The following is a 12,239-nucleotide window of genomic DNA, read 5'->3' as shown; positions in this document are numbered from 1 at the left end:
CTCTGCTGCGCGACCACTTCCAGCCCGCGCTGCTGGCGCGTTTTCAGACCGTGCTCTACCGCCCGCTCGGCGAGGCACCGCTTCGCACTATCGTGGCGATGAAGCTTGAGAAAGTCACGCAGCGTCTTACCCGCCACTACGGCATCACCACCACCCTTGATGACAGCCTGTATGACGCGCTGGCGGCGGCCTGCCTGCTGCCGGACACGGGGGCGCGTAATATCGACAGTCTGCTCAACCAGCAGATACTGCCGGTGCTGAGCCAGCAGCTGCTGCATCACCTTGCAGCCGGGCAGAAGCTGCAGCGCCTGACGCTCGGCTGGAACGATGAGGAAGGCGTCGTGATGGAATTTGACGCCAGGCCGTCAGGCATGACCCTGGAGAGCTGAACATGCACATCATTTTATTTCTGGTCATTGTCCTGGGGAGCGTTTTCCTGCTGCCGGAAGGCTGGATTGTGACGCTGGTGAAACACGGCGTCTCGCTGTCCGGCTCGGGGGAAATGGCGATACACCATCAGGATCTCACCGTCCTGCTGGTGAAAGCGCTGCTGAGCGGCGTGATGGCATATGTGCTTCTCCGGCTGTTCCGACGTTGATCTTTTATGCCCACCCACTCTGCCACATGCGGTGGCCCCGAATCTGACATGGAGCACACATGACTCTGACCAACACCCTGAACCGTTACCGGCTGAATATTGACAGTTGCCCCTCACCACTCGACGTGGAAGATTTTACCGGCGAAGAGAAGCTGAGCGGGACGTACCGCTACACCATCCATTTTACCAGCCCGGATAAGGATATCCCGGCAGACCAGATGTTACGCAAACCCGCCAGCCTGACCATGGCCGGTGGCATGCTGAAGCAACTGACGGAGCAAAAGCGGGTGCATGGCGTGGTGACGCAGTTTGAGCGCCTGACCAGCTCTGCAGACCAGGCAGAATACCGCATAACGCTGGAGCCAAAGCTGGTGCTGCTGGACCGACAGTTTCGGACCCACCGATTTTTTATCAACAAATCGGTGCCGGAAGTCGTCACACAGGTGCTGCAGGAGCACGGGCTGAAGAACTGGGAGTATGAATTTTCGCTCAGACGCGCCTGCCCTAAGCGTGAGCAAATCAACCAGTACCAGGAAAATGACCTGCAGTTCATTCAGCGCCTTCTGGCCGAAGTGGGTATTTTCTACTGGTTCACCCTGCAGCCGGACACGCAGACGGAGGTGGTCAACTTTGGCGACACCCAGTACGCCCTGGCGGCCCGTCATACCGTGATGCTGAGCAGCCCGTCGGGTATGAATGACAATGGGACCGAATCCGTATGGGGGCTGGGGCTGACCCACAACGTGGTGGAAGCGTCCGTTTCCACCAAAGATTATAACCACCGTGAGGCCCAGTTCCGTCTGGAATCGACTCCGGCGGACATGACGCGCGGCGATGGCGAGGGGGTAACTTACGGCGAGGTGTACCACTACAAACCCCGTCATCTGGTGCTGGGTGAGCGCATTAACGCCGAAACCGAAAGCGCCAACTTTTACGCCCGTCTGGACCATGAGCGTTTTCTGGCAAACCAGACGCATATCACCGGGACCAGCACCGATGCGGCTCTTTTGCCGGGGCAGGTGGTCACTATTAGCGGTGGCGATAACACGACGCTTCCTGAATTACTGCAGGGTGAAATCCTGCTGACCGTCACGGAATACCGCGCCAGCCGGAAAGAAGCCCTGCTGGTGAGCCTGCATGCGGTACCATACAGCGACACGGTCTGCTGGCGTCCTGCGTTGCTGCCGCGCCCACAGGTTACCGGGACGATGACCGCCTGGGTGACCAGTGCGAAACCCTATGATATTTATGCCTGGCAGGACGCATCCGGCCTCTACCGGGTGAAGTTTGATGCCGACATGGACGATAAAGACGCCGGGCTGGAGAGTATGCCGGTGCGTCTGGCGAAGCCCTACGGCGGGGACATGTACGGCTTCCACTTCCCGCTGATTCAGGGGACCGAAGTGGCGATTGGGTTTCATGAAGGCGACCCGGACCGCCCCTACATCGCCCATGTGATGCACAACTCCCGCTCGCGCGACCATGTGACCGACAAGAACGGTACACGCAACATCATCCGGACCGCCGGGCTGAACAAGCTGCGGATGGAGGACAAACGCGGTGAAGAGCATATCAAGCTCAGCACCGAGTACGGCGGCAAGACGCAACTGAACCTCGGACATAACGTTGACGCAAAACGCCAGCTACGTGGTGAAGGGGCTGAGCTGCGGACTGACAGACATGTCTCTGTGCGCGGTGGCGCTGGGGTCTTTATTACAGCCGACAGCCAACCTGCAGCTGGTGGCAAAATGCTGGAGATGGACAGTGCTATTGAACAACTCGAACAGGCGCTCGCACTGGCGAGAAGCCTGCAAACTGCCGCGAAAAATGCGAAAGCACTTCCTGCTGATCTTGATAGCCAGAACGCGTTGAAAAAATCACTGAATTACCTGAAAGCGCCGGGTATTTTGCTCCACGCTCCTGCGGGTATTGGCGTCCTGACTCCCAAAGCAATATGCATGGCTTCCGCGAATGAAAGTATTGCGCTGACTGCGGGGAAAAACACGGATATCACCACCGGACAATCATTTACCGTCGCCGCATCTGATGCCATCAGGATGCTTGCACAACAGCTTGGGATGCAACTTCTGGCTGCCAATGGAAAAGTGGATATTCAGGCGATGGGGGATGCGCTGAATGCCTCGGCACTGAAGGATGTCACTTTCAGTAGCGCCGAGGGAAATGTGACCATCAGTGCTCTCAAGGCAATTATTCTGGAGTGCGGCGACGCTTATATCAAACTGAGCGACGGTAAGATCGAGCTGGGATGTCCGGGGAATATTTTCCAGAAGGCTGCGAATGTTGAACAAACTGGCCCAGCCTCACTGAATGCGCCGCCGATAACGTTTCCGAAAGGCTATGGCGAAGCCTTTATGACCACAACAGGGGCCGGTGAAATACGCCCGTTTACCTCGTATCGCATCACTACTGCTGAAGGTGAAATATTTGAAGGGGTTTCTGATGCCGAAGGGAAAACCATGAATATTTTCACATCCATGCCATCACAGTTAAAAATAGATTATCCCCGAGATAATCCCGACGACATCCAGGAAGGGGACGTAAAATGACAACAGCCTTTACTTCGCTTAAACGTAAGTACCCGAAAGCCCCGGCAAAAGATCAACTGCCCTACTGGGTTGACATCCTGCTGGTTGACGAACAGGGAGATGCGGTAGCCGGGATCCCATGGAAAGTGGAGAGCCATCACCCTACAGACGGAAGAATCGATCAATTCACCTTTTCTGGCAGCAGTGATGCTAAGGGGTTGATCCGAATAGATATGCCCCACGGACTGGAGCTTAAATTGACGTTATCTGCCGATCCTCTGGCAAAAGAGATGGAAAAGCGCGTATTGCGTCCGGGACGGGATGCTGAGATTGATTCAACCGTTCGCCAGCCTGCGGAAGACGATGGTTATGTCTGGCACTATGCCGTTTTGGGAGAGCTGTGCTCAGAACCACCTTCTTCGTTTACGTTAAATTCTGGTGAAGTCTGGCCCCCTTTCCATTTCCCAGCGGGCTCGTCATTTAAAGGCTTTACTCTCAGGACCAATGATCTTGAAAAACGTCATGTTATCGAGATTTGTCCGTTCAGAGCATGGGAACTGGTATTACATCATCAGAATGAATATTCAATAGCCAATGCGATTAATCTTGGCGCTAGTGCTTCTTTAGCTTACGCTAATGATAATGCTCTGGATATTGTTTCAATAACTCGTTTTTTCATTAACCAGTGCCAGAATCTTTCCCGTTTACCACAAGTTCACAAGAGTGGTGATACTTACAACGTATTGGTTCAGGATGTGCCCTTTACCGCTCGATATCATCCCCCTGTCTTTCTGGATACTTCTATCAATACTGATAATTCAGGGCAAACGACAAACCAGGATGACTCAACAAAACCTGATGGGGATACGCAGTTATTTTACGTGTATAACACGGATAAAGTCATTGTGTCATGGCGTGGAACAGCAAGCATTTATAATGCCGGAACCGATTTAGCCTTCAGCCCGATAGATGCAGAATCATGCAATCAACAAAAGACACAATGTTCAACGTTGATTCCAGTAGGGAAAGTTCATGACGGATTTTGGAGTGCTTATAGTAGAGTTGAGGTAAAATACAAGGAAGAAATTGAAGCATTAAAAGACTTGTTGGTAAATATGAAATTATTTATCTGTGGGCATAGTCTTGGCGGTGCTTTGGCATTGATCCATTCGGTTGTATTAAAAAACAACCAACCTCTTTTATACACTTATGGCATGCCACGAACTTTTACTCGCGATGCTATTGCCCAATTATCAGACATAGTGCATTTTCGGCATGTTAATGATAATGATCCGGTTCCTGCAGTACCGCCTGATGACAATCTTGATAATTATTTGTATAAACTGTGGGGGCCTATAGGAAAAACACTGGGGATGCTCTGGTCAATAGGTGAAGCTATCGTTAGCCCCGCCATTCAGTGGGGTGACTGTTTCTGGCATCATGGGAATCCTGTTGTCTTTCTTACGGCCACTCAGAGCCGGGAGTGGAAGTCGTTTAAAAATCCTGTCGGTGGCATCACACTGAAAAGATTACTCCCAATAAAGGTAAAGCTTTATCTGGTCCCAGCCCTGATTCAGCAGGAAATACAGGATGCAGGACAAAAACAAAAAGAATTCAATGCTTCGCTTACTCAGGAAAGCCTGCATAAAGTTTTCCCTCAAGGAGGTAACCCATCAAGGGGATTTGATATAACGTTTGGTGATCACTTTATGACTTCCTATATGCCTTATATCAGCAATAAACTGCTTCAGCTAATTGATGGTGAAGGACTTGTTGATAATAAAAACTTTACTGAGCATCTTTATAATCTGGATTTATTCAAAGAGCAGATGGAAATAAATAAAGATGAAATACCGGAAAAAGAGTTAGAAAGAAATGAGTTATTTCTTGATGTTGAAGATGTGCTAAATTTGTCGTTAAAAACAACATTGGCAATGCCACAGGGCAATGATTCATTGGTCCGGTTTACGTTGTATACTGAAGAGGTAATGGAAAATGCAAACTAAAAATGGATTGTTACTGTGTTTTTTATCATTAATTTCTGTCACTGGTTGCAGTAATACCATCGACAGAACGATGTCACCACCTTCAGATACAAAATGGGTAAATGTCGAGATTAAAAATCCATCACCTTACACACAACCATTTATTGGTGTCAGGTATATCTCAAAAGAATGTCTGAGGCAGCGTATCAGTGGCGCGGATGGTTCGGTTGTTACTGAGCCAAGTTACAATAACCCTCCAGTCTCACTTGTCAAAGGCAACGACGATCTCTGGCGAGCTAAAGTGGAAATGACGGGGGGAGGAAAATGTAAGTGGACTCTGAGCGCTTTAAAACTGGCGATTAAATACATCGATGCTACTCATCTTGGAAAAGATCTGGTTCCGGGTACATCGGTAGGGGTTGAAATTGCTTTCGATGATGATGCATCGAGGAATGGGCAATACTCCTTAACCCAGGGCGATTTAAATTTGTCACCAATATATTATCCTTATATACGAGAGAGACATGTATCTGAAGAAACAAAAAGCCTTTCACTTTTAGGTCGTAAAAATTTTTATTTATATAGGGTATTAAACCTTGGGTTTATTTCACTCCATCCTGTCATAAATGAAAAAAAAATAACCAAGTATATAGAGCCGGATAGAAAGGCCGATGGGCTTTATTCAAGAATAATATATCCAGATGGTAGCATCGCACCTAAAGAAACACTGTTTCCTGATTTTGATAAAATAGACAAGATGATAGTAAATTAAATAGTTGAGCTATGCTGGAGGTCCATAAAGTTAAGAGGTAATGGAAAATGCAAACTAAAAATGGATTGTTACTGTGCTTTTTGACATTAATCTCTGTCGCAGGTTGCAGTAATACCATCGACAGAACGATGTCACCACCCTCAGATACTAAATGGGTTAATGTCGTAATTAAAAACCCATCGCCTTACACACAACCATTTATTGGTGTCCGGTACATTTCTAAGGAATGTCTGAGGCAGCGTATCAGTGGCGCGGATGGTTCGGTTGTTACTGAGCCAAGTTACAATAACCCTCCAGTCTCACTTGTCAAAGGCAACGACGATCTCTGGCGAGCTAAAGTGGAAATGACGGGGGGAGGAAAATGTAAGTGGACTCTGAGCGCTTTAAAACTGGCGATTAAATACATCGATGCTACTCATCTTGGAAAAGATCTGGTTCCGGGTACATCGGTAGGGGTTGAAATTGCTTTCGATGATGATGCATCGAGGAATGGACAATACTCCTTAACCCAGGGTAACTTAAATTTATCACCAATATATTACCCTTACATACATGAGATGAAACTAAATAAAAAAGAAAACACGCTATCATTGTTCGGTGAAAAGGATTTTATGTTACTCCGCGCTTATCATGTTGATAAAATAAACTATTCTCCAAGTGTAGTTGAAAGCAAAATCACGAGATTTATTGGCATTGAAAAAAAATAGAAGGTATTTACCCAAAAATCATATATCCAGATGGCAGCATCGCGCCTGAAAAAACACTTTTCCCTGATTTCGATAAAGTAGACAAGATGATAGTTAAGTAAATCCGCCAAAAAAATTCAGTTAAATGAGGTATTCAGCATGTCTAAAAAAGGTGTCGTCGTCCTGGGCGACAAAATGAATCATGGCGGTGAAGTAAAGTCAGCTTCTGCAAATTTCTCAGTTAATGGCAAGAAAGTTGCATTAGTGGGAGACAAGGTTCACTGCAAAAAGCACGGTAATAATCATATCGTTGAAGGTGCATCACAACGAACCTGCAATGGGCAACCAGTCGTTGTTGATGGTTGTAAATGTCATTGTGGTTGTGTCGTTATCTCCAGCGCAACAAACAGTACGATAGGATAATCAATGGGCTGGAACAGGGCTAAAGCCATTACCACCGAACTATCTGCTCCGCCTTCCATGATGCTCTGGTTGTTGACTGGTGCCCTGATGGCGATCATCGGGGGGATGCTGTTTATTCTCAGGGCATCCGGTGCGGTGAAAGTATTGTCGGAGTGTAATATCTGGCTGCTTTCACTCGCGCCACTCGGAGGCTGGTGGCTGTTGTTTTGCCTGCGGGGATGGCTTTGGGGACGGGAAGTGGACGAACATCAGTTTCTGCAAAAAGAGGCTGATTTAGAGCAAAAACAATGGGAAGAATGGGCCGGTAGACATCTTGCAATTCTTGGCACTGCTCTTCTGTTACCGGATGGTATTACGGCGGAATCCGTCCTTAGTTCGGCTGTAGACAAACTCCCTTCCCGGGCAACATTAACCCGGCGGATCTCGGGTGTAAATGAGCCGATGAAAGTTTGTCTGGTTGGCATTCAGCCCGCTTTATCAGCATTGCCTGGCCGCCTTCCACTAAGAGTCACTATTGTGACGGACTTACCTGCCGATGAACAGGTCAAAAAGTTTACGGCTATCTGGTTAACACTGTTTCCGGCCCGGGCAGTTCCCGAAGACATCACCGCCACGAGATCGTTGTCCATGAACTATGTGGAAGAGCGACTGAAACAACCCGTTTTGACGGTTGATCTGATTCTGATTGTCCAAGCAAGGGGCGGTGATGAGTACTCCGACGCTATATCTGCCATATTAATGACCAGCGATGACGTGGCTCAAAAATATCAGCTTCCGCATTCCGCTCGCCTGTTACGTCCGATGCCTCTGGATATGGCAGTGCCTGACCAGGACATCGCTCTTTTTCTGGATACGCAGACGATTGCCACTCATACGGCACGGGTGTACGGAGATGCAAAACGCTGGGAAGGTATAACCGCATCACTGCTCACACTGGGAGGTGAACGTGGAGCAGTATGGCAATCGACAGAAATAACGATGCTGGAAAAAATGGCGGGTATTCCTGGCCCGGCGGCTCCCTGGTTGTTAACGGCACTGGTTGCCGAACTGGTTAGCCTGACCCCTGTGGCATATCTAGCGCTTTGCTCATCCGGGGATGAGCAATTTATCAGTACCGTTACACCGGGAAGTGAAGATGAATTCATCGGGTAGTTTATTTGGTCGCGTTGGTCTTTTGGGCCTGATCCTGACGGGGATCGTCATTCTTGGATGGCTGATAGTTCATTACGGTACCTTTGTGGGCATTGATACGCCAGTCGAGAAGATACTGACTTTGCTCATTATTTGTCTTACGCTGGTTTTTATTCGCTTTTTACCTGCGATCGGCAAAAGCATTCGTGAAACAATTCACCGCCGGGGAGCTCAGCAGGAAAGCCGCTCGCCGGAAGGTGTTGAACGTCTTGCTCAAACCCCGCCTTGTAATGTCACCATCAGCGAAATCCGCGAAACCCTGCGTAACCATTATGGTCGCTTCTGGTCCCGTAAGATCCGCATTCTGCTGGTTACCGGTACGCCTGCAGATGTTGAGCTACTGACCCCCGGACTGACGGAGCAATACTGGCAGGAAGACCGTGGCACCTTACTGTTGTGGGGCGGCGATCCGTTGCGGCCGGTGGATGCTGTCTGGTTACGGGCACTGCGTCAACTGCGCCGTATTCCGGCTGATGGGCTGGTATGGGTGACAGCCTCGCTGGGATCCGCTGACGAAGATGCCATGGACCAACTGGGACGTGCGTTTCGCGAGGTATACAGCCAGCTCGCGCGCCGTCTGCCGCTGTACGTCTGGTCTCTGGATACGGCTTGCGCTGCGCAGACCGGTCGTACCACCCAGCCGGTGGGCTGTCTGCTGCCCGCAGGCTGTCGCCCGGAGGCGCTGAATGGTCACCTGCAGGCGCTGGTGCCTGAACTTATCCGTATGGGCGTTCAGCAGATATGCCTTGATACGGAACACCATTTTCTGCTCTCGCTGGCGGACCGCCTGTCGGCCCGTCCCGAGTCCGTCAGCAAACCCCTGGCACCGTGGCTGAATCCGCACCGTCCCCTGCCGCTGGCGGGCGTGATGTTCAGCGAGCCCTCCGTCGGCGCTGAGCGCAGCGTGAAGCACCACTGGGCGAGAGATGCCCGCTGGGATGCACTGCCGGAGCGTGTTCGCGAGTTACCGTCAGGATTGCGGCCTGTCAGTCCCGGTGGCAGCCGGATGCCGCTGGTGGCGGTATCTGCTGCGGTGCTGATGGCGCTGTGCGGTATCGCGATGGCGGTTTCCTTTATGGCTAACCGCGCACTGGTTTCCTCCGCGCAACAGCAGGTAAAGGCGGCGCTGAACACGCACCGCACTCTGACGAACCGGCTGCAGGCGCTGATGTCGCTGCAGAAGACGTTAGCCCGGCTGGAATACCGCGAGGCCCACGGTGCGCCCTGGTATCTGCATGCCGGTCTGAACCAGAATAACGCGTTGCTGAATGCGACATTTCCCCGCTACGCGCAGAGTGCGCTGCCGCTGCTTCGGGATGCGGCGGCTGAACATCTGCGTTCGCAGCTACAGGCTTTTGTGCAGCTGCCGCCGGACAGCCCGAAGCGGGCTCGCCTGGCAAAAGCCAGCTATAACCAGCTGAAGCTCTGGCTGATGCTGAATCGTCCCGACAAAATGGACCCGGCCTGGTTTCGCGACACGCTGATGCAGGACTGGCCGACGCGACCGGGCACTGAGCCGGGTGAATGGCAGGGAGACGGGCCAGCGCTGCTGGCCTTTTATGCTGCCGCCCTGCCGTCGCACCCGCAGTGGAAGCTGAAGAATGATGATGACCTGGTCAGCGCCACACGTGGGCTGCTGGTCCGACTGACGGGGATGCGCAACAGCGAGTCGGGGCTTTACCAGAAGGTGCTGCAGCAGGTGTCACACCTCTATGCCGATATGCGCCTGGAGGACATGGCCGGTGAGACGGATATTGCCCGTCTCTACACCACAAAAGAGGTGGTGCCGGGGATGTTCACCCGTCAGGCCTGGGAGAACGCGGTACAGCCTGCAATTGATAAGGTGGTGAAAGCGCGTCGTGACGAAATCGACTGGGTGCTGAGCGACAGTCAGACGTCCGCCTCGCAGCAGGCCTCCCCGGAGGCGCTGAAAAAACAGCTGACCGACCGCTACTTTGCCGACTTCAGCGGGGCCTGGCTTTCGTTTCTCAACAGCATCCGCCTGCAGCCCACACCGACGCTCTCCGATGTTATCGACCAGTTAACCCTGATGGCGGACGTGCGCCAGTCGCCGCTGATTGCGCTGATGAACACCCTGAACGTGCAGGGGCATACCGGCGAGACGGGAGAAGCCATCACCGATTCGCTGGTGAAATCGGCGAAGAATCTGCTGTCCCGTGATAACGCCCCGGCGATTGACCAGACTGCCGTCCCCCACGGCCCGCTGGATGAGACCTTCGGCCCGGTGCTGGCGCTGACGGGCAAACAGACCGACGGCAACAGCGACAGCAGCCTGAGCCTGCAGACCTTTCTCACCCGGGTCACCCAGGTGCGTCTGCATCTGCAGCAGGTGACCGACGCCACGGACCCGCAGTCCATGACGCAGGCGCTGGCACAGAGCGTGTTTCAGGGGAAGGGCGTGGATTTAACCGACACCCAAAATTACGGCAACCTGGTGGCAGCAGAGCTGGGACAGGAGTGGCGCAGCTTCGGGCAGACCGTGTTTGTTCGCCCGCTGGCACAGTCCTGGCAGCAGGTGCTGACGCCCGCCGCTGAGAGTCTTAACACGCAGTGGCAGACATCGGTGATGAACGACTGGAACCGCGCGTTTGGCGGGCGCTATCCGTTTCAGGATACCGACAGCGAGGCGTCACTGACGCTGCTGGCGAAATACCTGAGCACCACAGGGCGGCTGAACACCTTTCTGAAAACCAGCCTGAACGGGGTGCTGCATCAGGAAGGCAGCCGCTGGGTGCCGGATGCGCTCAACGGCCAGGGGCTGACCTTTAACCCCGCGTTTCTGAACGCCATTAACACCCTGAGCCATATCTCTGACGTGGCATTCACCACCGACGCGGCCCGCCTGCAGTTTGACCTGCGTCCGGGCACCGCTGCCGGGGTGATGGAGACCGACTTTCGTACCGACGGACAGACGCTCACGTATGCCAATCAGATGCCGGAATGGCAGCATTTCACCTGGCCCGGTGACACGACCTCGCCGGGCGCCTCGTTAAGCTGGATGAGCGTCCAGGCCGGTACCCGCGCCTATGCGGAGCTGCCGGGAGAGTGGGGGCTGATTCGTCTGCTGGAGAAAGCGGAAGTGCATGGATATCCCGGTCTCAACAGCAGCTACCGCCTGCGCTGGAATGCTCCGGACGGTCGGTCGCTGAACTACACCCTGCGCACCCAGGATGCAGAAGGCCCGCTGGCCCTGCTGAAGCTGCGGCACTTTACCCTGCCGGATTCAATATTCCTGGTGAAAGGCGCACATGCGAACCATGCCGCTGCAAGCGAACCAACGGAGGATATGGACTGATGGCAACGCTGAATACCCTGTTGACGGCCTGTCAGGCGGAACGGGAGCCCCTGCTGGAGCTGACGCAACAGCGCCTGGCACTGTGGGATAACTGGCTGCAGCTGGTATCAGAGGGTGCCCCCTGTGGCGAAGACCCCGGCTATGACGATGATTTTCAGCGACTGCGTGAGGAGATGGACAGGCTGTCCGGCATCGATCCGGAGCAGATTTGTCGTCTGTGCGAAAAACTGCTGACCACCGTCACCAAAGATATTCGCGTGGCCGCCTGGTATGCCTGGGCAAGGCTTGCGATGGACGGTGAAGCCGGTCTGGCTGACGGTCTGGAACTGCTGGCGGCCCTCCTGCAGCGTTTTGGTTCGCAGCTTCACCCGCAGCGTGAACGTCCCCGCACGGCGGCGCTGGACTGGCTGGCCGGTACGCGGATGCTGGACAGTCTGGCGCTGTACCCGGAAGTGTCGGTGGACGATTCACGGCGTATCGCCGGGGCGTTGCTGGTCATCGGGCAGGCAACCACTGCTGAAGACGGCGAGCCCCGGATACAGGCCGGTGCGCTGTATGCGGCGCTGGAATCCCGGCTGATGACCTCCGGTGGGGCAGATACCGTGATACCGCAGAACTCTGCCAGTAATGCGCCAGGCATATCCGCAACGACCCCGCATGCCTCACCCAGGGAAAGATCACGTAACGAGTGTTTTTTGAACAATTGGTCGTATATTTATCAA

Annotated in this window: 9 protein-coding genes and 1 pseudogene; all 10 read left to right on the top strand. The window is 53.0% G+C overall.

Annotation, left to right across the window (positions count from 1 at the left end; genetic code table 11):
* A pseudogene (locus AAIR21_RS26845) lies at positions 1-389 on the top strand (type VI secretion system ATPase TssH); the annotation flags it as partial.
* A gap of 2 nt (positions 390-391) precedes the next feature.
* On the top strand, positions 392-598 hold the full coding sequence (locus tag AAIR21_RS26840) for a hypothetical protein (RefSeq protein ID WP_434682704.1): 207 nt from the start codon (positions 392-394) through the stop codon (positions 596-598).
* A gap of 59 nt (positions 599-657) precedes the next feature.
* Positions 658-3,165 carry a type VI secretion system Vgr family protein gene (locus tag AAIR21_RS26835; protein WP_434682702.1) on the top strand — a complete coding sequence of 836 codons (2,508 nt, stop codon included), beginning with the start codon at positions 658-660 and terminating at the stop codon, positions 3,163-3,165.
* Positions 3,162-5,150 carry a lipase family protein gene (locus AAIR21_RS26830; RefSeq protein WP_434682700.1) on the top strand — a complete coding sequence of 663 codons (1,989 nt, stop codon included), beginning with the start codon at positions 3,162-3,164 and terminating at the stop codon, positions 5,148-5,150. The genes AAIR21_RS26835 and AAIR21_RS26830 overlap by 4 nt, the downstream gene beginning before the upstream one ends.
* Positions 5,140-5,901, top strand: coding sequence for a hypothetical protein (locus tag AAIR21_RS26825; protein WP_434682698.1), 762 nt, complete (start codon positions 5,140-5,142; stop codon positions 5,899-5,901). The genes AAIR21_RS26830 and AAIR21_RS26825 overlap by 11 nt, the downstream gene beginning before the upstream one ends.
* Before the next feature lie 47 nt (positions 5,902-5,948).
* A complete protein-coding gene (locus AAIR21_RS26820; protein WP_434682696.1) occupies positions 5,949-6,608 on the top strand; it encodes a hypothetical protein in 660 nt (219 codons plus the stop codon).
* 138 nt (positions 6,609-6,746) lie between these two features.
* Positions 6,747-7,010, top strand: coding sequence for a PAAR domain-containing protein (locus AAIR21_RS26815; protein WP_434682694.1), 264 nt, complete (start codon positions 6,747-6,749; stop codon positions 7,008-7,010).
* 3 nt (positions 7,011-7,013) lie between these two features.
* Positions 7,014-8,162 carry a type VI secretion protein gene (locus AAIR21_RS26810; RefSeq protein WP_434682693.1) on the top strand — a complete coding sequence of 383 codons (1,149 nt, stop codon included), beginning with the start codon at positions 7,014-7,016 and terminating at the stop codon, positions 8,160-8,162.
* The gene (locus AAIR21_RS26805; protein ID WP_434682691.1) at positions 8,146-11,517 is read left to right on the top strand and encodes an ImcF-related family protein; all 3,372 of its coding nucleotides are present in this window, start codon (positions 8,146-8,148) and stop codon (positions 11,515-11,517) included. Before AAIR21_RS26810 ends, AAIR21_RS26805 begins: the two co-directional genes overlap by 17 nt.
* The coding region (locus AAIR21_RS26800) for an ImpA family type VI secretion system protein (protein ID WP_434682689.1) at positions 11,517-12,239 on the top strand (723 nt) is incomplete at its 3' end. The genes AAIR21_RS26805 and AAIR21_RS26800, both read left to right, overlap by 1 nt.

Source organism: Enterobacter sp. PTB (genome assembly GCF_051130085.1).
Taxonomy (GTDB): Bacteria; Pseudomonadota; Gammaproteobacteria; order Enterobacterales; family Enterobacteriaceae; genus Enterobacter; species Enterobacter ludwigii.
This window is presented reverse-complemented; position numbering and strand designations above follow the sequence as displayed.